The sequence below is a fragment of the Veillonellales bacterium genome (assembly GCA_039680175.1).
Taxonomy (GTDB): domain Bacteria; phylum Bacillota; class Negativicutes; order JAAYSF01; family JAAYSF01; genus JBDKTO01.
Map to the genome: position 1 here is coordinate 32,997 of JBDKTO010000116.1, position 22,686 is coordinate 55,682.

Here is a 22,686-nt window from a genome sequence, read left to right on the forward strand (position 1 = left end):
AAGCTGCGTAACATGAACTGAACTGCAGAACAGGGAGGCCATCGTAATGAAAATATACCGTTGGGCGATTTGGGGCGTTGCCATTTGTTTGGCTGTCACCGTAGCCGGAATCACCAAAAGCAATTTAATCGACGAAACCAAGGTTGTCAAGAAAGTGCCAACGACTCACAAAGTGGTAGCCCTGACTTTTGATGACGGACCCCACTATAAAACTACGCCGCAGCTGCTGGCCATTCTAAAAGAAAAACAAGTGAAAGCGACGCTGTTTATTTTAGGAGAAAATGCCGCCCAGCATCCTGAAATACTGGCTCAGGCAGTAGCTGACGGCCATGAGATCGGTACCCATGCCTACAGTCATAGGGCACTGAATAAGCTGCCCCGGGACCAGGTGGCTGAAGAATTGGATAAGGCGGAAAAAGTCATCGCCGTGGTGGCGCCTAGGCCTATTTTGTTTCGACCGCCGGGAGGAGCAGTGAATGACAATGTTTTGGCCGTTGCCCTCAATAAGGGTTATACTACCGTTTTATGGTCGGTAGACCCTCGGGATTGGAGCCGTCCCAGTGTTGCTCAGGTGGTTAATACGGTCATGCATGACGTAAAGCCAGGCAGTATTGTACTGCTCCATGACGGACAATATCCCCTGCCGACGCCGGAAGCCATTGTCAGTATTATTGACCAGTTGCGGGCCGAGGGATATACGATTGTAACGGTCGGTGAGCTGCTGCAGTATTATGAAGAGCGAAAATAACGGGAAATGATTTAAAGCTTGTAGGGTTTTAAGTTTTGCCAGTGAGATTGAATTAACTGGTCATAGCGCATAATAGTCGCAGTGCGTTCATTGCGCAGGGATTGGATAGAACTTAGGAGATCCTGATTAAAAGAATACACCTTCTGCTTTGGTACCGTAATTGGACTGGCATACTCTTTTAACTTGGTGGCGACTTTGACATTAGTTTTTCCTTCTTTTATCAATACTGCCGGTTCCAATAAGTCGGATCCGGCATACCGGTGGATGAGGCAATCCGGCTGAATCCGGTCAACCACATTTTTGCCTTCTCCGTCCAAGACGATATCGCCGCCACAGCCCGGACAACTGGATAAATCAGCTGTCAGCCAAGTGTGGCAATGGGAACAAACCACTCCGTTCATTTCGAACACCTCCGACAATAGTGTATATCAAAACCCTTAAAACTATTAGAAAAGAAGGATATCTCTATAGACGGTTTTTTTCAGTGAGATAATCGGGGAATATCTTTTTGTACAATTTGGCTGTTACTGCGGCCAATGGCTGCTGAAACAACATGGCTAAAGCAATTGGAATGGCTACTTCCGGGGGGAAATAGCTGGATGCAATAACAAGACCGGTAGCGATATTTCGCATACCGGTGTTATAGATAATTGCTAAGGTGATTTCATGGTTTGCGTGAATAAGCTTGCTGCTTACATAACCGATTATATAGCCAATAGCTACAATTAGCAGAGTCACGGCTAAAATTTTAAATATAAAGGGACTCCAGGTGATTGTCGGTGTGACAAAAGCAGCATTTAGAAAAATCACGCCCCCCAAGCAAAGCTTAGAAAGAATACCACCTCCGCCTTGGGCAAAGGTTTGGGTTTTCCCTTTGGTGACATCATATAAAATCATGCCAATTAGGCTCGGTAAAGTAATCATAAAGAGCAGGTCGATTGCCATTTTAGAATAGTTTATGGTGACAGCAACGCCCACGAATAGGAGAATAAACAGCGGAAGAAAAAAAGGTGCCAGTATAGTGTCTAAAGTTACGGTTACCAGCGACACCGGCACATTTCCTTTTACCATGGAAGTCCAAATTATGGACGTTACTCCTACCGGGATCATCGCACTGATTAGATATCCCATTTGAATGTACGGGCTGTCGGGGAAAAATATTTTTCCAATAACCCAAGCAATAGTGGGTACTGCCAGATGTACAATGCTAAGAACGTAAAGGGGTATCTTGGGGTTCCGTGATACCTTTAGAAATTCTTTAAAACTTGTGCCAAGAGCAGTAGCAAGAGTCATGTAGGCAAAGAGTAGCATAATCGTTTTTTGCAGAAAAGGGGTGGATTCCAAGGGATAAAAATAGCCTAGTACCATGGCTAAAAGAACGAGAAGAAACATGCGCTGGTTTATCCAGCGGTGAATTTTATTAAGCAATTTCTCCAACTCCTATATTGAATATATCATATATCTTTATTATAGCATCTCGCCAAAGCGGAATTGTTTTATTTGAATGATTCCTATTTCTCTTTTTGTAAAGTGGATATCAAAATCGTTAAATCCTATCAAATCGAGTGGAGAAACAGGCAAAAAATTTTTAAAAATCTTGAGCTTAACTGGAATTGACGAAAGTGTTATGTTATAATAAGAACATGTTTTGGGGTATTAGCTCAGTGGGAGAGCGCTTGATTCACATTCAAGAGGTCACTGGTTCGAAACCAGTATGCCCCACCATAGGAAATAAGAGGCTTGGACGGTATTCCGTCCAGGCTTATTTTTTTGCAAACTACACCCTATTTACACCTTGTCACAAAAAAACAGTAGTGGACGGCTGTGAGGTGGGGGCTGGTTTTGTGCGCCGGGGGGAGAGAAATACGGCAGGTAGTGTGTCGGAACGTAAAAATTTCTAGATAAAAATCTATGTCGCTATTCTTCGGTATGCGGTTATTATTTTTGTTTTTTCAGAAAGCCAGTTCCTTTTGTCGAAATGGTTGTCAATACACAGAGCCTTTGGGCTCTTCTTTTATTTCTAATTCATTAAACAATTTCCAGATGTGGGAGGTACTGGCGAGTATGGCGCGAAATAATGAAAAGTGAAGTACAAGGAAGAACTAGTACACAATAGATACTAAGAGGATCGTGATTTGGCGGGTAGCGGTTTTAAAAGACTACCGCCAACGAATATTACATTTATTGTCGAAGGAGCTATTATATGCAAAATTACAATCAAACAGCCGAATTTTTATGGAAGATTGCCGATTTGATCCGCGATTACTACGAGGAAACCGCTTATGAGGATGTTATATTGCCGTTCACGTTGTTGCGACGCTTGGATTGCGTGCTCGAGACTAGGCATGAGCAGGTAACGGCGGAATATGAAAAGTTTAAGACCGCCCCGCCAGAAACGTTGAAAAGGCTGCTCTGTAGAGCCGCTGGGCAGAATTTTTATAATACGTCGGAATTCACCCTTACCAAGTTGACGAAAGCGCCTGCTGATATCGGTGAGAACTTCGGCAAATATCTGGATGGATTCAGCGACAATATCAAGGATATCCTCTACAATTTTTCAGGGGGTGAGGAAAAGGGGCTGTCTCCTCTCTATGAGACCTTGTTGCGAAAAAATCTACTGTTGGTGGTTACGCAGGCATTCACCGAGGCTGATCTCAGTCCGGAGGCGGTGGACAACCATGCTGTCGGTACTATTTTTGAATATCTCATTCGCAAATTCAAGGAGGCGCGCAACGCCGCCGCCGGGCAGCACTACACCCCTAGGGACGTAATTCGACTGATGGTCAGTGTGATGTTTGCGCCGGATATTGAGCACCTAAAGCAAGCCGGTCGGCTGGTATCGCTGTATGATCCCGCTTGTGGCACGGGCGGTATGTTGACGGAAGGCAAAGAATACTTGCTGAAACATGTGAAAAGTGACTTGGAAGTCTATTTATATGGACAGGAAATACAAGAAAAGACCTATGCCATGTGCAAGGCGGATACGCTGATGAAAGGGGAACAGGCGGACAATATCAAACAAGGCAATACTTTGTCGGAAGATCAGCTGAAAGGGAAGACATTTAACTATATGCTGTCAAATCCCCCCTTCGGCGAGGACTGGAAGAACATCAGCAGCTACATCGAAGCTCAGGCTGAACTCGGCTACGCGGGACGATTTGGCGCTGGGCTGCCGGGTATTGATGACGGATCGCTGCTGTTTTTGCAGCATATGATTTCTAAGATGGATGAGACGGGCTCGAAAATCGCCATCGTATTTAATGGCTCACCACTGTTTAATGGCGACGCTGGCAGCGGCCCTAGTAATATCCGGAAATGGATTATTGAAAATGATTGGCTAGATGCTATTATCGCCATGCCGGGGGATTTGTTTTATAACACCAATATTGCTACTTATATTTGGCTGCTGGATAACCGCAAGCCACCGGATCGGGCGAAAAAAGTCCAGATGATCAACGCCAGTACGCCTGAGTATTATCAAAAACTAAAATCCAGTTTGGGCAAAAAAATGGTTGAAATGGGCGGCGAGCAAATCGAGGCTATAACCAAGCTTTACCTGGCCAATCAACCGGGCGAGAGCTGTCGCATTTTTGAGGGTATTGATTTTGGTTATACAAAGGTAACGGTAGAGCGACCGCTCCGGCTGTCTTACACCGTAACTCCCGCCAAGCTGGATATCTTATCTGAACAGAAGAATTTTATAAAACTGGCCTTGTCGAATAATAAAGACCAGAAGAAGAAACGGGCGGCGATTGAGGCCGGGCAGGCGAAACAAAAGCAATTGCAGGCGGCGCTGCTGGCGATAGGGGAACAGGGTACAATCAAAGATGATGGGGATTTTTTCGCCCGGCTGGAGAAACGGGTTGATTTTAAACTGTCGAAAGCGATGCTCAAGGAACTGCGCGACACCTTCGGCGAGAAAGACGAGACGGCGGCGATGGTTTATACCGACTATCAGCTCGAGCCAGACCCGGAGCTAAGGGATGCTGAATATATCCCGTTGAAAGAAAACATTGAAGAATATTTCGCGCGGGAGGTTAAGCCACACGTTCCTGATGCCTGGATGGACAGGGATAAAGATAAAATCGGCTATGAAATCAATTTTACCCGTTATTTTTACCAATATCAGCCCCTGCGTTCTATCGACGTTATCACTGCCGACCTTTTAGCAGTGGAAACGGAGACGGATGGACTGCTGAGCCTGATTGTCAACCTGACCGGCCAGGAGGCGGGGCAATGAAACGCTATCCGCGCTATAAAACGTCAGGGGTGGAGTGGATCGGGGATATACCAGAGGAGTGGGAAGTTAGAAAAATATCCCGCTCATTTGATGTTATTGGGAGCGGTACGACGCCGAAATCAGATGATTTAAGTTATTATGACTCTGGAAATATTTATTGGGTTAACACTGGAGATCTAAATGATGGCACTTTGGATGATTGTGAGAAAAAAATAACCGAGAAGGCTTTCAAATTACATTCAGCTTTAAAAATATACCCGAAAGGAACGCTACTAATTGCCATGTATGGCGCTACTATTGGAAAAGTTTCGTTGCTGAATATTGAAGCAGCTACTAACCAAGCTTGCTGCGCATTATTCAAGAGTAAGTATTTTTTGCAAAAATTTATTTATTATTGGTTCCTAGCTAATAAAACGCATATCATTAACTTGAGTTATGGTGGGGGACAGCCTAATATCAGTCAGGATATTATTAGGCAATTACGGGTGCAAACACCTTCGCTGACTGAACAGGCTACTATCGCTGATTTCCTTGACCATCAAGCCGCCCTTATCGATAAATTTATCACCGGTAAGCGAAAACAAATTGACCTATTGAAGGAACTGCGAACGGCTGTTATTAATAAGGCTGTCACTAAAGGACTAGATCCGTATGCAAAGATGAAACCGTCAGGCGTAGAGTGGATTGGGGATATACCAGAGGAGTGGGAAGTTAGAAAAATATCCCGCTCATTTGATGTTATTGGGAGCGGTACGACGCCGAAATCAGATGATTTAAGTTATTATGACTCTGGAAATATTAATTGGGTTAACACTGGAGATCTAAATGATGGCACTTTGGATGATTGTGAGAAAAAAATAACCGAGAAGGCTTTCAAATTGCATTCAGCTTTAAAAATATACCCGAAGGGAACGCTACTAATTGCCATGTATGGCGCTACTATTGGAAAAGTTTCGTTGCTGAATATTGAAGCAGCTACTAACCAAGCTTGTTGCGCATTATTCAAGAGTAAATATTTTTTGCAAAAATTTATTTATTATTGGTTCCTAGCTAATAAAACGCATATCATTAACTTGAGTTTTGGTGGGGGACAGCCTAATATCAGTCAGGATATTATTAGGCAATTACGGGTACAAACGCCTTCGCTGACGGAGCAAACCGCCATCGTCAAGTGTCTTGACCAACAAAACACCCAAATTGACTCTATCATCTCCCGTATCATCTCCCAAATCACCCTCATGCAAGAATACCGGACATCACTCATCACCGCAGCCGTGACCGGAAAAATCGACGTGCGCGGCTGGAAAGGAGCGACAAGCCATGAGTCATAAAGACCAGCTCAGTGAACAGGTACTGGAAAGCACGATTGCGGACTTTTTGACAGATAGTCCGCTCTACAGCGTGCGTTCGTCGGCTGATTTCAGCTTGGACGAGCTGTTAGATGTTGGGGCATTGATCGATTTTGTCAGGGAGACTCAGCCGAAAGAGTGGAAGAAATACGCTCGGGAGTTTCCCCAGAATACGGAGTTGGTGTTTGCCCAGTTGACGGCAGAGATGATCAACGCACGAGGAACGCTGGAGGTCCTGCGGAAAGGGTTTGGTACTCACGGCGCTACGTTCAAGCTGGTCTACTTTAAGCCTGCTTCGGGGGATAATGCCGATCACCTGGAAAAATACGAGAAAAACCGGTTTGCGGTTGTCCGCCAATTCCACTACTCGAAAAAGACCCCAGATAAGTCGTTGGATATGGTGATTTTGCTCAATGGGATACCGCTCTTGACCATGGAGCTTAAAAATCACTTCACGGGCCAGAATGTCAGGCATGCTATTACCCAATATATTAAGACTCGAGATCCCAGGGAGCCTTTTCTCAAGGCATGTCTGGTGCATTTTGCCGTGGATGACGATGCCGTCTTTATGACGACAGGTCTGGCCAACGGTAATACCAAGTTTTTGCCGTTCAACCGGGATATCAAGAATCCGGTGATTGAGGGCAAATTTGCTTCGTCGTATCTGTGGGAGGAAATCTTGCAGGCCGACTCGCTGCTTAACATCTTGCAGAGTTATCTCCACTGGGTCAAAGACGAAAAGACCGGCAAGGAGCGCCTGATTTTTCCGCGGTATCACCAGTTGGATGCTGTTAGGGCACTGCTTGCCGACGCCAGGGCGCACGGTCCAGGCAAAAACTATCTTATCCAGCACAGCGCCGGGTCGGGCAAGTCCAATTCCATCGCCTGGCTGGCACACCAACTGGCCAATCTGTTCAACGACCAGAATGAGCCGGTGTTTGATTCGGTCATTGTCATTACCGACCGTCGGATCCTGGATAAGCAGCTGCAGGACACAATCGAGCAGTTTCAGCAGATTAAAGGGGTTGTCACCAAGATTGACAAAAATACCAAGCAGCTGATTAAGGCGCTAGTGCGCGGCGATAAGATTATTATTTCTACTCTGCAGAAGTTTGGCTTTATCGAGGAACTAGACAGCCTGCCGGGCAAGAAATTTGCCATCATTGTGGACGAGGCCCACAGTTCACAAACCGGCGAGAATGTGAAGGATCTGAAACTGGCGTTAACTACAGAAGCACAGTTGACTGCTGTGATTGAACAGGATGAGGAAAATCGAGAAGACAGTGATCCGGTGGAGGAAGAGCTGACGCGGATCATCGTCGCGCGCCAGAAGTTGCCGCATCTATCCTTTTTTGCCTTTACCGCTACGCCCAAGCCAAAGACGATGGAGCTTTTCGGCATACCGGACGCCGGGAGTAAGACTGGATATAGAGCTTTTCATTACTACACCATGAGGCAAGCGATTGCCGAGGGCTTTATCCTGGATGTGCTGAAAAACTATGTGACCTATAAAACTTATTTTGAGCTGATTGAGAATGAAAAGGCCGACGATCAAAAAGAATTTGAGAAGCTGAAGGCCAAACGGTTGCTGGTCGGGTATGTGGACAGCCATGAACACGCCATTCGGAAAAAGGCGCATATCATGTTGAATCATTTCATGGAAAAGACCATTCATAAAATTAATGGTACAGCCAAGGCGATGGTGGTCACCCGGTCCCGGGCTCATGCTGTGTTATATAAACTGGCTTTCGACCAGATAATTAAAGAAGAGGGCTACCCAATCGGTTGTTTGGTGGCCTTCTCAGGGACGGTAGAAATCGGCGGCACCAAGTATACCGAAGAAAGCATGAACGGGCCTAAGGCGAAGGATATTTCCGAAACATTCAAGGGTGCCGATTACAGGGCGCTGATTGTCGCCAACAAGTTTCAGACTGGTTTTGACCAGCCACTGTTACATACTATGTACGTAGACAAAAAGCTGGGTGGCGTGAGCACGGTGCAGACACTGAGTCGCTTAAACCGTACCGGGCCGCCAAGCAAGCAGGATACCATGATTTTAGATTTTGTGAATACGCAGGAAGAAGTTCAGAGGGATTTTCAGGATTATTATCAGGCAACCGATCTCGACAAGGGTACTAATCCCACCAAGCTTTATAATATGAAGTACGAGTTGGAAAAGATGGGGGTTTACACTCCTGAGGATGTCGCCCAATTTATTGAGCTGTTTGTCGGCAAGAAACTCAAGTCGGAAAAACTGCAACCTTTGTTTCAAAAGATTGTGGATGAACGGTATGTGAGGCTTTCTCGGGAGGATAAGGGTACTTTTCGAAAAGAGTTGAGTAGTTATGTCCGACAGTATGCCTTTGTTAGTCAAATCGTTACGTTCATTGATGTGGAATTGGAGAAACTGTACCTGTTCGCCAAACTATTGTTGAAACAATTACCCTATGAAGCCGAAACTTTGCCAAGGGTAGTCGCTGAAATGGTAGATATGGATAAATACCGGGTGCAGGAAGAGGAGAACGGCAGTATCCTGCTGAGCCCGGAGGACGCGACGTTAGAGAATACAAGCAATGACGGTCACAAAGGGCGCAAGGAAGATGAGAAAGAGCTTCTACAGATCATTGTCACAGAATTAAATGAGAAGTTCCAGATCGAGTTTGACGAGGGCGACCGGGTGGTCAATGCCATGAAAGATAAACTGATTATCAATGATAGTCTGAAAGCCAGCTTCGCCGCCGATAATATCGAGGACTTGAAGCGGATGAAGCTGGAGGAGTGCATTCAAGAAGCATTGTTGGAAAACGCGGAAGAACATTTAGGATTTATGGCCAAGCTGGAGACGGACAAAGCATTTGGAAAGTTTTTCTTTTCGGAAATGTTTAAGTGGTATAAGTCGATGAGTGCGGAGGCGGGAAAGTAGGGGCAGGAGACTGAGCTAGAGTCAGGAGCAGCATATATAATAAACTTGATCAAGATAGTGTTCCTGCCTGGCTCGCGATTTACAGTATAAAGCAGCACACAAAAAATATGATGGGTATACAAAAGATCAAGTTGCTACGATGGTAAGTGGTGTTAGAAATTTTATGGTAAGAAATCAGGCGCAGATTTTTCCGCCGCTGATCTCGCAAAGTAATTTTAACTACGTTGGCGAGCAGGGGATGCCAATGATAAGGGGTGTGCCATGCAAATGGAAACGAGGCAAAAAACCCGGTTATTTGTATTGGTATTTTATGTAGGATTGCTACTAGGTGCAAATTTCTTAGCTTTTGGAGAAATACTTCCTCTGAATGGGAGTAAGGGTCTCTGGTTTTATTCGGGGTTGGCTAGTATTTTGCTTGGAAGTCTACTTGTTACACCATTTTATTCAAAACCTGTGGACGCGCTTTCATATGCAGTTGTTGCTGGGATTGCATTGTACTCGGTGCATGACTGGGATAACTGGGCGATTTTCGAGCGGATGGCTTTCAGCGTGGCGATGCTTTTTTGTTTGCTGGTTTTGTTAATTTCTTTCACTGCAATTTTGACCAAAGATAGTATCAGTGTATCAGGTCAAAAGTGGTCCAATACCTTTAGAATATTGGCTAATGTATTAGGGAACCAAAGCGTAGTGTTCAGCGTTGTGATGATTTTTGCGCTAATAGTCTTTCACAGATCGTCTGCCAAAGAAATGTTCGTCATAACTTTGGCATGGGTAGTCACGGTTATTATTCAGCCAGAAGAATACGTGGCCAAGCTTAGTAAGAGCATAAAGAAATTATGGACGCATACGATATCTTTCGAGTCCGTTGGCGATGTCGTTGCATATCAATTGCCTGAGATAGTATTAATCAGGCAAAAAACAATTACAAAAATCCCCTTCGGTGCGCCTTTCATATTTAAGGACGATTGCAGCTTAGTCAGGATAGGAGTTGTCTTAGGTTACATTGGCCGAGATGAGGCTTTGCTAGTTAGGTCATTAATGATTGATGTGTCTGCAGAAGTAGTCAACCAGTATGACAATACTTTGGCTCTCGTTCCTATCAATACAGCTGTTTCAGCTACTGGCCTTCAAGAAATAATTGAGAATTTGAATGTTCAGCCGTATAACATAGTTGGAATTGTTGCATCTGATACTAATATTGAATATTTGTATTTTGAGGTTATTCAAGAAAGAGAGCTAGAGGAAGGAAGATTGGTAGAAGTATTAATAAAAGAAGAACCCGTCATATACCAAGTCATTAATGGCATTACCAAAGAAGATGTTGTCTTTCAAAAAAACACATATGGTTATGCGCGAGCGAAAGCTCAAAAGATTGGCCGATGGGATGAAGTCGGAAGAAAGTTTGTTCCAGTGAAATGGATACCCAGATTAAATTCTCCCGTCTATTTGAAAGAAAAAGAACAGGTTAAACCCGATAAGAGTAGCATCGGATGTTTTCCGGGTACGAGCTATTTCGTCGGGATTAAAAGTATTGATCAACTCGTAACTCACAATACAGCCATCTTGGGCATACTCGGCATTGGAAAATCCATGCTATCAATAGAGCTAATTGAACGCATGATAGCAGAAAAGATTAAAGTAGTTTGCCTTGATATGACTAATCAATATGCGATAGAATTATCGGATTTTTACGATGCAGAGAATGAACCAGAAAACATTTGTAAGATTCAAGAAGCAGGCGACAAAGATAAAGATAGTTGGGCAGAAAACCCAGAAGATGGCGGTAGCTTATCTGGTTTTTCACAGGCAATTCTTGAAGACTTACACGCATTTATCGAGACGCCAGACCACTTCTTGAAGATTTATAATCCATCCCAACTATTCGCTTCAAAGCAGGTACATGAACCAAAAAGTTATCAAACGGGGGGACAATGGCAGCGAGGGGCTGCAGTATGGACTGTTACGCCGGTTGAAGTAACTCGCATAATAGCAGAAAAGCTCCTGGAAGTGGTTCAAGAAAAGGGAATGACAGATCAGGCAAGGGTTTGTCTCGTCTTAGAAGAGGCTCACTCGTTGGTTCCTGAATTTAACTCAGTTGCATCCGAGGGGGATAAGGTTGCCACCAGCGGAACATCACGAGTCATTCTGCAAGGAAGAAAATATGGGCTGGGTTGTTTGTTGATAACTCAGAGAACTGCTAATGTAACAAAGACCATTTTGAATCAATGCAATTCTATTTTTGCATTACGTACCTTTGATGATACCGGCAAGAATTTCTTGTCTAATTTCATCGGCAGTGAGTATGCAAACATCATCCATACATTGCAAGAGCGCCAAGCCGTTTTTTTCGGGAAAGCGTCATCGTGTGAGAATCCCGTATTGATTAGGCTTAATGATCAGCAAGATTTTAGAAGATGTTTTAGAGGAGAGCCTGAGTCTTGTGAATCCTGTAATTGCGGGGATCGGCATGATTTGCTGGAATAATTATTTATCTACATTATAGCGATGATTGAAATGTGTTTGGTTAACTGCATCAATTCGTTATGATTAAAACGCAGGCTCTTCTTAGTGTCAAAATCCATTTGGGACGCTAGTGGGGGACTAAAATTTTTAGCGGTTCAACAAATCGACGAACGATTTCATGAAGCACAGTCCCCTCCTGATGAGGTACATAGCAACGCCTGGCCCACCTGCTGCCATACCGGGGCGGCTTCTCTCCACGGCAACCAATGCGGGCTGCAGCTCCGCTCCGTTTCTCTAAGCTATGCTGTAGCCCGCAATCGTTGCCTGATTTGGTGCCTATTTCTCAGAACGAACCTAGGCCGGACAGCTTCGTTCCTCCGCTACCGTCCCAAGTTCGCTGGGGATGAGGTAATTCACAAATTATAAGAATACTATCGCCAAAACACTACCATGCTTCCAAAATCTAAGTCCCTGTCTTATCCGCATTACAGACACTAAAATAAATTTTGATAAACCAAAATGGTTAATCAAAATTGACAAAAGGGTGAGGTTGTTGTATATTAAATATAGCGATAAAAAACTTGAAAAGCTCTTAAATAACGACAAGCTCCTCATCCGCAGCTTCGGTGCCTCTAATGCGCGTAAAATCGTTTTACGGATGAACCAAATCAAAGCCGCGTCATCTTTAGGCGCTATGCTGACCCAGCGTGTGGGACGCTGCCACCCTTTGACCGGGGATCGGCAGGGACAGTTTGCTTTTGATGTGGAGCAGCCGTACCGTCTTATTGTCATACCGGCGTATGATAACAAGGCGGCCGAGCAAGTCAATGATTTATCGCAAGTCAAGACAATCAGGATCATGGAGGTGACGGATTACCATGGCTAACAACAAAGAGTACCAAGCTTGCCTGGCGGTCCCTCCTGGGGAAACGCTGGCCGAAGTTTTGGAAGACCGCGGTATGCCGCAAAATGAACTGGCCCTGAGAACCGGCGTTACATCGAAACACATCAATGAAATCATTCAAGGCAAAGCGGCCATTAGTCCGACGATGGCCCTCCGGCTGGAGCAGGTATTGGGCGTGGAAGCCTCGTTTTGGAACAACTTAGAGGCGGACTATCAAGCGACAGTAGCCCGTCTGGCTCTGCAGGAAAGTATGGCCGAAGAAATCGAAGTAGCTTCAAAATATAATTATGCAGACTTGGCTAAAGCCGGTTATGTGCCCAGGACAAGAGTAGCTAAAGAAAGGGTTTATCACCTGCAGCGGTTTTTTGGGGTATCTTCCCTAAAGTATGTGCGCAATCTCATTTGCGCTGCTTTTCGCAAGGGCGATACCGCCACACAAACAGCCTCACCCTATGCACTGGCGGCCTGGATTCGTAAATGTGAACTTTCCGCCCATGAAATCAGTACCGCTGAATTTAGCCGGGATAAAATTCTGGCCTGGCTGCCGGAATTGCGCAAAATGACTAAACTGGAACCAGCTGAGTTTTTGCCCCTTCTATCGCAGGCCTTCGCCGACTGCGGCATTGCCTTGGTCATTGAAACTCACTTGCCGAAGACCTATGCAAACGGCGTAAGTAAATGGCTGAGTCCCAAAAAGGCCATGCTTGCCCTGAGTTTGCGCGGCGCCTATGCGGATATTTTTTGGTTTACCTTGTTCCACGAAATCGGGCATCTTGTCATGGGGCATAGTAAAAAAGAGACGTTTATTAATTTTTTGAAACAGGACCCGAAGGATACCCAGGAGCAGGAGGCCAATCGCTTTGCTGCCGACCGGCTCATACCGCCGGCGGAATACAAAAAGCTTATGAGTATAAGCCCAACGATCTATCAAATAACGGCGTTTGCCGAACAGCTGGGGATTGATCAGGGAATTGTTGCCGGCCGTTTGTGCAATGATAATGTCTATCAATGGCGTCAACTCAGCAGCCTGAGGAAAAAGTACGCAGCGTAACGGAATACCTTTTAAAAATTACAGTAGGCACTGCCTGGCTGGCAGTGCCTACTGTATGATATAGTTTCACCCCGGGGGATTCATCCTCCGGCTGAAATCCCTGCCGCAGCTCTTGCGGCTGGGGCCATTGGATAAACCCGACGAATACTACCCGGTCGCAAGACTGTGAGTCCGGCAAGTTCACGGTAGGGAAATGGAGCCGCAGAAAGGGGATAACGGATAGTGACTATTTTCCGGTCCTCATTCACGAAAAACGGCGTTACCTATTACGCCAAGGACTACGGCAAAAAAGCTTTTCCTATTCATGTCGGCGGTCGCAACGCCAACAAAGGAAAAGCCTCTAAAAAAAATAGTATCCTGACTACATAGTGGTTCATGAGTAGGCTTCTGGTAGTGGAGTCTACTTTATGATTAACAAGTTTATTTGGTTATATACATACTTATATGACAGAAACAAAGGAAAACCTGCTAAAAATGAAAATAAATTTTTGTGGGGCGAGAATGATGGAATGAAATCATTGCTCCTCACTAGAATTTTTATAGGACAAAATTGATCGAAAAAAGATAAAGTGGCGCATAAGTGGCGTATAGAACAGGTCGTACCCATTGAAGATACGGACCTTTTCTATGCGCCACTTATCATTCATAATGGCAAAGTGGTTAATAAAAAGTGGCGCATAGATGGTGAGATCAGGTGCATTGATGGATAGTGCGGGCTTTTTTTGACGGTTGTCTTGAAGTTGTGGTCATCTTCTTTTCGGCGTGCGAGGGATGACGGCAAGGTTTTGGCCGTCGGCTCTGGCACGCTACCTGCTTTGCGACAATTGTAAATATGATAGGCATATGATGACCGGCAGCATGGTCTTTGGCTGCCGGTCATGTTATGCCGGTATCAGGGTGCAAGGCATGTATGGACGACCTGCTTTATGACCTATGGTACTTTTTGAATTTGTTTCTGGCTCACTATTATGGTAATTATTACAAGGAATATAGCATACCATGGCGAAGTGAGTAAAAATATGGAATTAAATTTAAGGGGGCGGGTGCAGGTGAGACTAAGGGAAATTATTTTAAAGAACTTCCGTTCGTACGAAAAAGAAACAAAAATTGATATTGACGACTTGACGGCATTTACCGGGAAAAATGATATCGGAAAGTCGACTGTTTTAGAGGCGTTAGAAGTTTTTTTTAATGGGTCAATCGTAAAGCTGGATCGTGTGTATTGCTTCCATTGCATTTGCCGGATCGATGGACGATTTACTATTAAAGGGAATTAGGGATAACAATATGGAATTGATTAAAACGGCTCTTTCTAATGGTGCGGATGTAAATTTTGAAGGCCGAACCGAAACCCCTTTACTTGTTGCGATTGATAAAGAGAATATTTCCATCGTAGATTTCTTATTAAAAAATGGAGCTGACCCCAATAAAAGTCTTGATATATTATCGATTCAGAAGGAAGTACCGATTATAAAGGCTACCCGGAAAGCAAGTTATAAGAAAACTAGTGATAAGTTGGTTCAGCTTTTAGTTGATGCTGGAGCGGATATAAACTCAGTTAATCATAGCGGGGTTTCACCACTAATGACGGCAGTCTCGAATCCGCCTAATATTGCTATGGTTCAGTATTTATTATCAAGAGGGGCTGATGTAAGTCAAGCAAATAGTGAAGGTAATACACCTTTGATGATTACAGCTCGATTTGAAAACGGTTGGGGATCTAATGGTTTTAGACAACAAAAAATTGCGCCGTACCCACTTTGATGGACAGTTAAAACCCGTAGTATACTGGAAATCAGAGAGGGGAATAAAAAACTATGGCAAAGCAGTACGATTCAGAGTTTAAAATGGAGGCAATCCGCCGACTTGAAAGAAATGGTGAGTCAGTAGCTAAAGTTGCAGCTGATTTAGGCGTCAACGAGAATACGATGCACGGATGGGTCAAACGATATCGAGAAAAATCAGCGAATCCTTTTCCGGGCAGTGGAAAGTTAAGTGATGAGGATGAGAAGATCCGCAAGCTTGAGCGAGAAAATCGAAATCTGCGGGAGGAAAATGAGATATTAAAAAAAGCGGCGGCGTACTTCGCCAAAAACCAAAAGCTGTAAGGTTTAAGTTTATCAGCGCCAACCGCCACAAATATCGGGTAGCGAAGCTGTGCCAGGTGCTCTGGGTATCGAGAAGTGCCTATTATGCATGGGAAAAACGCCCGAAAAGTGCAAGGAAACTAGAAAATGAAAAATTAGCGAAACAGATCAAAAGAATTCATTACAAGAAAAATCGCACCTATGGCTGCCGCAAGATGACCCAAGAATTACACCGTACCGGCAAAATAGTTAACCATAAACGGGTTGAGCGGATTATGAAAGAAGAAGGGATTCGCTCTAAAGTTGCCAAAAAGTTCAAAGCCACGACGAATTCCAAGCACAACCTGCCAGTGGCAGAAAACCTGCTAAATCGTGATTTTAAGGCAACGAAGCCTAATCAAAAAATGGTGAGCGATATTACCTACTTATGGACAGATGAAGGTTGGCTGTATGTTGCTGGCGTCATGGATCTCTGCGGCCAAAAAATTGTAGGACTATCAATGAGCGAAAGAATGACAAAACGACTTGTTATAAATGCCCTGAATAGTGCCTATCTGCGCAGTGGCCGGCCTAGCGGCGTGTTGCTCCACTCGGATCGGGGGAGCCAATACTGCTCCAATGAATACCAAAAACTGTTGAAGCAATATGGATTTATTTGTAGCATGTCTCGAAAAGGGAATTGCTGGGACAACGCTCCTATGGAAGCTTTCTGGCAGAAGATGAAATACGAGTGGTTAAATGAACAGCATTTTAAGACACGTGACGAGGCCCGAGCCGCAGTGTTTGAGTATATTGAAATCTTCTACAATCGGCAACGATTGCATGAGTCAAATAACTATCTCACTCCGGAAGAATATTATTCCGCTGCCTTAGTGGCTTGAGCACTTCAAATGAAATATTAAGCAATCGTGTGAAATAGGGAGCAATCTTTGCGTTTTGACTGTCTACTTCGCGGGGTACGCCGCACTTTTGTCGTGCCCTTTTTTTGATACTGATTAACCCATCTGCTTAAACTCAAGCCTGTTGCAGATTTTTTCGTTTTGGGCTTGACTTTAAATAGTTAGTCTTTCTTATAACCCAGCAGCATATTCAGTTAGCATGCTATTTTTGCTGAGAGCGATACATGGAATGGGTTGGAGTACCACAACCACTTCAACCGGCACCATAGCTTCCGATCTTATTCCAGCTACTCGTAGAAATGAGGGCATGGGTTATTTTGGAGTTTCGATATCAGTTGCGATGGTTCTTGGTCCTGGTTTGGGGTTATATATACTGGAGCATTATAACCACACAATGCTTTTCATTTGTTCGGCATCGTTTATTCTACTGGCATTAATTACTGGTTTTACGAAAAGTTATTATCATCCAGGCAAATCAAATGCTCAAAATCAGGGTACTGCGGAATTATCGGGAAATACGGCAGGGAAAAATAAAAAAAAGGCAGTTATTGAGAAAACTGCCTTATGGCCGTCTTTTATCTTTTTTATTATTGTGATGACCTATTCTACCATAATGATTTTCTTGCCTCCGTATGCGCGGGACAAGGGGGTAGCAGATATTGGGGCATTTTTTATAGTGATGGCGTTGGCCATGATATTTACGAGATTAACGACAGGCCGGATTGCTGACCGGTACGGAGCAGGTAAGGTGATAGTGGCTGGTATGGTTGTAATAGCAATTGCCTTACAGATATTATCAGTCGCGGCATCGCTGCCGGTGTTTCTTATTGCTGCTATAACTTATGGCCTTGGTTACGGTGCAGTCCAGCCCGCCCTGAATGCATTAGTTATTTCACTTGCGCCGGTTGAAAGACGCGGAGCGGCTAATGCCACATTTCTAGGGGCAATGGATATGGGAGGTATACTTGGTGCTGTAGTTTGGGGGGGAGTGGCACAGGCATTCGGATTTATTTATATATACTGTGTTTCAGCTATATTAATGCTTTTAGCGATCATCTTGTATTTAGTAACTCAGAAGAAAAGCTATGTTTAACATGGTCTCCCGAGAAAATTGCGTAAACGGCTGCCATTGGAAAAGTCAGTTTTAAAACCAGTTATAACTGGTTTTATCAAGGGAAGTTCTCCCTAGCCATTTTAAATGTTTCGACAAGCGTCGTGGGTTATAGCCCGGCTCTGCAGCATATAATCGGGCATGCTTATATGCTTTGACTGGTAAGAGAGATAGAGAATATGGGGGGAAGGGAGGACCGAGAGTGAACACCCGGTAATTTGATTGAGGGAAGGCCAGAAAGGGGTTACAGATACTATACAATGCTGATTAGCGAGGAAGTTACGTCGGAGCAATACGAACTATCGCATTTTAAGGAAGTTGTAAAAGGCTAAGAACTCGACATAAAAAACAGGCCACCGGAGCGACCAATAACTAGGTGATTGATTAATTTATTATATGCGCTATATAAAGAAACAGCCACTCGGTCTAGTAGGGTAGACACCGAAGTGGCCTATGGGTAGAGGACTCCCGTTAGGTTACGGAAGCGGTAATAGCATAACCATGTGAGAGATTATTATGCAGATGGGAAACCTCAAATATGCGCTGACAGAAAAATACTATTTGTCTTTCTTATCATCATCGTTATTTTCCATGAGTTTCATAGCAGGTTGTGATATTAGATTAGAAGACCGCGGGGTACTAAACAACATCTTGATACACCAAAGACCAGCTATTCCGACTAATGAATATACAATGCGGCTAAACGATGACTGTTGTCCGCCGAAAATAGCGGCAACCAAATCAAATTGGAATAAACCAACTAATAGCCAATTGAGTGCGCCAACAATAATTAAAAATAATGCAGTTTTATTCATAATATCAACTCCTTTTTTCTCTAGTATGCCTTTTTTCTTTAGTATGTAATTCGGTCGTTCTATTTATTCCTGCGTTAGTGTTTGATTTAAAACCAGCCCAAACAAAAAAAGACCAGCATAAGCCGGCCTAAGTAAAATGGGAGTTAAATTAGTATGACCGGTTGGTAGATTTTTAAACGAATCAAAAATTGCGGGATGGACCTTGAAAAGTGGCGGGGGTGCGAAAAGTGAGCGGCGATTATAATAACAAAGATAGGTTAAGAGTGTGTTGTACAAATTTTCCAGGTGCTATGATATAGGAACTTTTTAGACCGCTGCGATCTAAGTTAGTGCCTTATCGGAATTGGCCGCGTTGGAGAATGGAAAAAGAGAGCTGCTATATTGCTGCAGCGCCGAACGAACGGGAGAAAGTAGAAAAAGGGCGGTCAATAGACCGCCTGGAGATGAAAAAGGAATTACTTAACGCAATTAGAGCAATTTTACTTCTTATCTTGATTTTTCTTGTTTTCACTATTAAGCCTACGAGAAAATTCAAGATCCGTTTTAATACGTTGCTCCCTATAGGTTTGTTTTTCCATAAGAATCACCTCCAATGATTATTCTTTCTGTAAGAGAAAAAAATATAGCTGTTTAAATGTGGAACAGATTGACTTTAAAAGGGGACGGTGATGGAAAGTGGACATTGCAACAATATAAGAAAAAATATATAGAGATAACCATCTTGACTATGATTTTTCAGTACAATTAATAATGCGCTTGAAGAACTCCAACAGCGCCGGGAATCGGAACTTAGGCCGGCAACGATATTTCAAACACCTTAAACAAAAGAACAAGGCCAGCAGCTACGCTGACCTTGTTCAGAAGCAAAGGAAAAGGTTAACACATCGTTAGTATTACCCGGAATTCGTGATTTATACAGGAGGAGAAAGTTTAGTCTGAGTATGTAGATTAGTTAAGTGGTGGGATTTTAATTCCAAGGAGACGCTTTAATTGTTGTTGTAGGTTATAACAGGTTTCAGAGGCAATTTGATTGTAGACACCGTCTTCAACTTTACTCAATATGAAATCAAGCAACTTGAATGTCTGTGCTTCACTCAAATCTGCATTGAACTCTGTTAGAACGAATGTTTGTATTTCTTTAATTAATATATTTTGTTCTCGAATATCTAATTTAATTTTATCCAACTTTTACTCCTAAAATGAATATTTTGATTATTTTACCATGAAACAATTTGATTTGTTTTTGATATTTATAGCGTGGTAATTGCATTGCTCTCACAAACTGAACAGTGACAATAAAAAAACCACCTTTCGGCGGAAAGATGGGGAGTTTGTTTATATGAGAGCCGCATCCAATAATCCAAGAAGTCGTGTCTAAACGGAAATCCCAGACAATAAGGTGCGGCTCTCAATAATAGTATAAGCGATAAAAATAATTAATATGACCGGGTATTTTTACAATTAGGCACGATGAAATCCATAACAATTCTGCAACCGTTGGCGAGCCTGATAATGATATAAACCCAGCCGGGTGGGCAACGGCTGGGTCGTTAAAGAGGATAGGTATGCCAATCGGCTACCCAATTATAATATATTCAGTAATAAGTTGTTATGTGAAATAGATTATAGATAAATGGGCGGTGTTATCATGAGTCGGCCAACAGCCAAACAGATTGAGTATGCAACGGAGCTACTACAGCAGTTGGGATATGATCCGGAGAAATACGATTTTGGCAGCAGGGACTTTCAGGAAGTGTCCAAGCTGATAGACGAATTGAAAGATGAGAGGGGATATTGAAGCGATTTTTGCAACAAATTAAATGATACCGTGTAATTATGGCTTCACGTAAATAACAAAAATCTAAGGGAGAGCGATTATGGCAAAGCTAACTATAGTTTTCGATTTTGATGGCGTTATACATAGCTACACAAGTCGGTGGAGAGGGGCTGCAGTCATTCCGGATCCGCCGGTACCGGGAATCAAGGAGGCAATCGACAAAATTCGATGTCATTACCGAGTGGTTGTTGTATCATCTAGGTGCTCGCAAGAAGGTGGTATTGAGGCGATAAAGGCCTATCTAAAGAAATACAATATTATGGTTGATGACATTGCCATTGCGAAGCCGCCGGCCGTTGTTTATATCGATGATAGGGCACTTACTTTTGACGGGAATCCTGAAGGATTATTAGAAAAAATTAGGACTTTTAAACCCTGGAATAAGAAATAGAAAAACAGCCAGATGAGTCAGCTGACTTTCGTCCGCAGCGGGCATGGTATTGGGAAATCCGCTGTTGAATCATGGGTAATCAAATGGTTCGTGTATTCCCCGCCATTCCCGAAAGTTCCCTGCACTGCGCCAACAAAACATCAGTTAGCCTATTTTTCTTGTATTCATACTGTCGATACTAAGTTCTATCATAGTTAGTGCGCTTCTATTCGACCAGTTGCATAAAAATAACCACTAGGCATAAATGAAAATACCGCTTGTAGTTTTTACAAAATATATGTCGGCAGCTGCGCAAGTGCGATAAATGGTATTTACAATGTTCATATTTTGTATTATCGTGACTTTATTGAAACGCGGGAAAGAAATCGAACTAAGGGGGAGAGTAGTTGAAAAAAGGATATTTTTGGATTATTGTACTGGCTATTTTGGCGGCAATTGCCGGTATTTGGTATACTTTCACTGCGGCGGAGCGGCAGAACAGTCCTAGGGGTAAAGAGCAAGCACAGACCGAAACGGGAGTGACAATAGGCAAGACGGCTCCTGCATTTACTCTTGATAGTCTTGATGGCAAGACGGTTCAGGTCGGGGGTCTCGGGGAACCCTATGTGCTGAATTTTTGGGCCAGTTGGTGTCCGCCTTGCCGTGAGGAAATGCCTGAAATGGTAGAGTTTGCCGGTAAATATGGCAGTCAGGTTCAGTTCTATGGGGCTAATTTACAGGAGCCAAAAGAAAAAGTGAATGCTTTTTTGCAACAGAATCACTATGTTTTTCCCGTATTACTGGATAAGAACGGAACAGTGGCTCAAACCTTTCGGGTGTCGGCTATCCCTACTACCATTGTGGTTGATTCAAAAGGAATTATTCGTTACCGTAAGACAGGCGGTGTTACTTTAAGCGAATTGGAAGGTATTATAAAGGGATTGTAGGTGGACTATAGTGGAATTGGGAGATATTACTCTATTAGCGGCATTTGTTGGTGGATTACTAGCGTTTTTATCACCTTGCGTTTTGCCGCTACTACCTGTCTTTTCCGCCATGTTGGCCGGAGCGGCGACAGGAGAAGAACGCTGCTCTACGTTATACATAAATTCTGGCTGTTTTTTCATAGGGTTTACGTTTGTGCTTATTATCATGGGAGCTACCGCTTCGCTGTTAGGCCAGTGGTTTTTTGATCACCAGCCGGAAATTAAAAAAATCGGGGCTTTTCTTATCATCATAATGGGAGTTCATTTGTCTGGATTGGTTCGGCTGATTCCACTGGAACGAGAATACCGGCCTTTTCTCGCCAGAACTTTCCAGGGTCCCTTTGGAGCATTCTTGCTGGGCATTTCATTTACTGTCGGCTGGACGCCCTGTATCGGTCCTATTCTGGCATCCATTTTGCTTTATGCCGGCGGAAATACTACTGTAGCCGGAGGGGCTTTGCTGCTGCTGGTTTACTCCATGGGATTTTCCCTGCCGTTTTTTTTGTTAGCGGTTCTATTCCGACAGTACTTGAGCCGTATGCGGGATATTTATCAATGGCTGCCCAGGCTCCAACAGGTTGCGGGATATTTGCTGATAGTCATAGGGCTGTTTATGTGGCTGGATTGGCTGCAAAAGGGGCTGGGTATTTTGTGAGAATAGGACAGGACTTTGGTATTTACAGCCGTAAGAAATAGATCATATCATTACTTGAAATGGTATCTGGTTAAGCTGATGCCGAAGCCGCGTTAGGAAGGGGATTGGTGTATGTTTGAGCAACAGGGCATGTTCATGAAAATTCAGTAGATAAAAAGCAGGAAAAACTGTAGCAAGAGAAAATTATAGCAATGAGGTGAAGAAGATGGAAAATCTCATTGCTATTTTAGAAAAAATGCCAGACCCAA

Annotated in this window: 22 protein-coding genes and 1 tRNA gene; 19 read left to right on the forward strand and 4 right to left on the reverse strand. The window is 43.7% G+C overall.

All coding sequences use genetic code 11. The features are described from left to right. Positions 1–46 precede the first annotated feature (46 nt). Positions 47–748 carry a polysaccharide deacetylase family protein gene (locus tag ABFC84_18300; protein MEN6414693.1) on the forward strand — a complete coding sequence of 234 codons (702 nt, stop codon included), beginning with the start codon at positions 47–49 and terminating at the stop codon, positions 746–748. Positions 749–759: 11 nt separating this feature from the next. On the opposite strand, the gene ABFC84_18305 is transcribed toward ABFC84_18300, so the two are convergent. Together ABFC84_18305 and ABFC84_18310 are read right to left on the reverse strand one after the other, a co-directional pair. Further along, complete coding sequence (locus tag ABFC84_18305) at positions 760–1,149, reverse strand: hypothetical protein (protein MEN6414694.1); 390 nt, start codon at positions 1,147–1,149, stop codon at positions 760–762. A 64-nt stretch (positions 1,150–1,213) separates the two neighbouring features. Then, positions 1,214–2,176 (reverse strand): bile acid:sodium symporter, encoded by a 963-nt coding sequence (locus tag ABFC84_18310; protein MEN6414695.1) that lies wholly within the window; start codon positions 2,174–2,176, stop codon positions 1,214–1,216. Positions 2,177–2,398: 222 nt separating this feature from the next. Between ABFC84_18310 and ABFC84_18315 the strand changes: the two genes are divergently transcribed. From ABFC84_18315 to ABFC84_18380, 14 genes are all read left to right on the forward strand, one after another. Further along, positions 2,399–2,473, forward strand: a tRNA-Val gene (locus tag ABFC84_18315). 478 nt (positions 2,474–2,951) lie between these two features. Further along, positions 2,952–4,988 carry a class I SAM-dependent DNA methyltransferase gene (locus tag ABFC84_18320; GenBank protein ID MEN6414696.1) on the forward strand — a complete coding sequence of 679 codons (2,037 nt, stop codon included), beginning with the start codon at positions 2,952–2,954 and terminating at the stop codon, positions 4,986–4,988. Beyond that, positions 4,985–6,319, forward strand: a complete 1,335-nt coding sequence (locus ABFC84_18325) for a restriction endonuclease subunit S (GenBank protein ID MEN6414697.1) — start codon at positions 4,985–4,987, stop codon at positions 6,317–6,319. The genes ABFC84_18320 and ABFC84_18325 overlap by 4 nt, the downstream gene beginning before the upstream one ends. After that, positions 6,309–9,260: a DEAD/DEAH box helicase family protein gene (locus ABFC84_18330; protein ID MEN6414698.1), complete on the forward strand. Its 2,952-nt coding sequence runs from the start codon at positions 6,309–6,311 to the stop codon at positions 9,258–9,260. The genes ABFC84_18325 and ABFC84_18330 overlap by 11 nt, the downstream gene beginning before the upstream one ends. Before the next feature lie 261 nt (positions 9,261–9,521). Next, positions 9,522–11,744: a DUF87 domain-containing protein gene (locus ABFC84_18335; protein ID MEN6414699.1), complete on the forward strand. Its 2,223-nt coding sequence runs from the start codon at positions 9,522–9,524 to the stop codon at positions 11,742–11,744. An 84-nt stretch (positions 11,745–11,828) separates the two neighbouring features. Next, positions 11,829–12,149 (forward strand): hypothetical protein, encoded by a 321-nt coding sequence (locus tag ABFC84_18340; protein MEN6414700.1) that lies wholly within the window; start codon positions 11,829–11,831, stop codon positions 12,147–12,149. Between the two features lie 127 nt (positions 12,150–12,276). Beyond that, positions 12,277–12,609: a hypothetical protein gene (locus tag ABFC84_18345; GenBank protein MEN6414701.1), complete on the forward strand. Its 333-nt coding sequence runs from the start codon at positions 12,277–12,279 to the stop codon at positions 12,607–12,609. Next, positions 12,602–13,678 carry a HigA family addiction module antitoxin gene (locus tag ABFC84_18350; protein ID MEN6414702.1) on the forward strand — a complete coding sequence of 359 codons (1,077 nt, stop codon included), beginning with the start codon at positions 12,602–12,604 and terminating at the stop codon, positions 13,676–13,678. The genes ABFC84_18345 and ABFC84_18350 overlap by 8 nt, the downstream gene beginning before the upstream one ends. 222 nt (positions 13,679–13,900) lie before the next feature. Continuing rightward, the gene (locus tag ABFC84_18355; protein ID MEN6414703.1) at positions 13,901–14,047 is read left to right on the forward strand and encodes a hypothetical protein; all 147 of its coding nucleotides are present in this window, start codon (positions 13,901–13,903) and stop codon (positions 14,045–14,047) included. A 402-nt stretch (positions 14,048–14,449) separates the two neighbouring features. Further along, positions 14,450–14,608, forward strand: a complete 159-nt coding sequence (locus ABFC84_18360; GenBank protein ID MEN6414704.1) for a hypothetical protein — start codon at positions 14,450–14,452, stop codon at positions 14,606–14,608. A 119-nt stretch (positions 14,609–14,727) separates the two neighbouring features. Then, complete coding sequence (locus ABFC84_18365; protein MEN6414705.1) at positions 14,728–14,955, forward strand: AAA family ATPase; 228 nt, start codon at positions 14,728–14,730, stop codon at positions 14,953–14,955. A gap of 10 nt (positions 14,956–14,965) precedes the next feature. Continuing rightward, positions 14,966–15,442 (forward strand): ankyrin repeat domain-containing protein, encoded by a 477-nt coding sequence (locus tag ABFC84_18370; protein MEN6414706.1) that lies wholly within the window; start codon positions 14,966–14,968, stop codon positions 15,440–15,442. Between the two features lie 53 nt (positions 15,443–15,495). Beyond that, a protein-coding gene (locus tag ABFC84_18375; GenBank protein ID MEN6414707.1) for an IS3 family transposase occupies positions 15,496–16,646 on the forward strand; the annotation gives its coding sequence in 2 pieces (ribosomal slippage) (positions 15,496–15,754 and positions 15,754–16,646; 1,152 coding nt in all). 175 nt (positions 16,647–16,821) lie between these two features. After that, on the forward strand, positions 16,822–17,757 hold the full coding sequence (locus tag ABFC84_18380; GenBank protein MEN6414708.1) for an MFS transporter: 936 nt from the start codon (positions 16,822–16,824) through the stop codon (positions 17,755–17,757). 575 nt (positions 17,758–18,332) lie between these two features. On the opposite strand, the gene ABFC84_18385 is transcribed toward ABFC84_18380, so the two are convergent. Next, complete coding sequence (locus ABFC84_18385) at positions 18,333–18,590, reverse strand: DUF378 domain-containing protein (GenBank protein MEN6414709.1); 258 nt, start codon at positions 18,588–18,590, stop codon at positions 18,333–18,335. A gap of 948 nt (positions 18,591–19,538) precedes the next feature. Continuing rightward, complete coding sequence (locus ABFC84_18390) at positions 19,539–19,775, reverse strand: DUF2164 family protein (protein ID MEN6414710.1); 237 nt, start codon at positions 19,773–19,775, stop codon at positions 19,539–19,541. Positions 19,776–20,238: 463 nt separating this feature from the next. Here ABFC84_18390 and ABFC84_18395 point away from each other — a divergent pair, with 463 nt between their 5' ends. From ABFC84_18395 to ABFC84_18410, 4 genes are all read left to right on the forward strand, one after another. Then, the gene (locus ABFC84_18395; protein ID MEN6414711.1) at positions 20,239–20,388 is read left to right on the forward strand and encodes a hypothetical protein; all 150 of its coding nucleotides are present in this window, start codon (positions 20,239–20,241) and stop codon (positions 20,386–20,388) included. A 79-nt stretch (positions 20,389–20,467) separates the two neighbouring features. Beyond that, positions 20,468–20,818 carry a hypothetical protein gene (locus ABFC84_18400; protein MEN6414712.1) on the forward strand — a complete coding sequence of 117 codons (351 nt, stop codon included), beginning with the start codon at positions 20,468–20,470 and terminating at the stop codon, positions 20,816–20,818. Positions 20,819–21,204: 386 nt separating this feature from the next. Next, a complete protein-coding gene (locus ABFC84_18405) occupies positions 21,205–21,744 on the forward strand; it encodes a TlpA disulfide reductase family protein (protein ID MEN6414713.1) in 540 nt (179 codons plus the stop codon). 10 nt (positions 21,745–21,754) lie between these two features. Next, positions 21,755–22,438, forward strand: a complete 684-nt coding sequence (locus ABFC84_18410; GenBank protein ID MEN6414714.1) for a cytochrome c biogenesis protein CcdA — start codon at positions 21,755–21,757, stop codon at positions 22,436–22,438. Positions 22,439–22,686 lie beyond the last annotated feature (248 nt).

What these genes read in the sequence shown, in the direction of transcription:
- ABFC84_18300 (MEN6414693.1), top strand. Translation starts at nt 47, where the DNA reads ATGAAAATATACCGTTGGGCGATTTGGGGCGTTGCCATTTGTTTGGCT.
- ABFC84_18305 (MEN6414694.1), bottom strand. Translation starts at nt 1,149, where the DNA reads ATGAACGGAGTGGTTTGTTCCCATTGCCACACTTGGCTGACAGCTGAT.
- ABFC84_18320 (MEN6414696.1), top strand. Translation starts at nt 2,952, where the DNA reads ATGCAAAATTACAATCAAACAGCCGAATTTTTATGGAAGATTGCCGAT.
- ABFC84_18325 (MEN6414697.1), top strand. Translation starts at nt 4,985, where the DNA reads ATGAAACGCTATCCGCGCTATAAAACGTCAGGGGTGGAGTGGATCGGG.
- ABFC84_18330 (MEN6414698.1), top strand. Translation starts at nt 6,309, where the DNA reads ATGAGTCATAAAGACCAGCTCAGTGAACAGGTACTGGAAAGCACGATT.
- ABFC84_18335 (MEN6414699.1), top strand. Translation starts at nt 9,522, where the DNA reads ATGCAAATGGAAACGAGGCAAAAAACCCGGTTATTTGTATTGGTATTT.
- ABFC84_18350 (MEN6414702.1), top strand. Translation starts at nt 12,602, where the DNA reads ATGGCTAACAACAAAGAGTACCAAGCTTGCCTGGCGGTCCCTCCTGGG.
- ABFC84_18360 (MEN6414704.1), top strand. Translation starts at nt 14,450, where the DNA reads ATGACGGCAAGGTTTTGGCCGTCGGCTCTGGCACGCTACCTGCTTTGC.
- ABFC84_18370 (MEN6414706.1), top strand. Translation starts at nt 14,966, where the DNA reads ATGGAATTGATTAAAACGGCTCTTTCTAATGGTGCGGATGTAAATTTT.
- ABFC84_18385 (MEN6414709.1), bottom strand. Translation starts at nt 18,590, where the DNA reads ATGAATAAAACTGCATTATTTTTAATTATTGTTGGCGCACTCAATTGG.
- ABFC84_18395 (MEN6414711.1), top strand. Translation starts at nt 20,239, where the DNA reads ATGAGTCGGCCAACAGCCAAACAGATTGAGTATGCAACGGAGCTACTA.
- ABFC84_18400 (MEN6414712.1), top strand. Translation starts at nt 20,468, where the DNA reads ATGGCAAAGCTAACTATAGTTTTCGATTTTGATGGCGTTATACATAGC.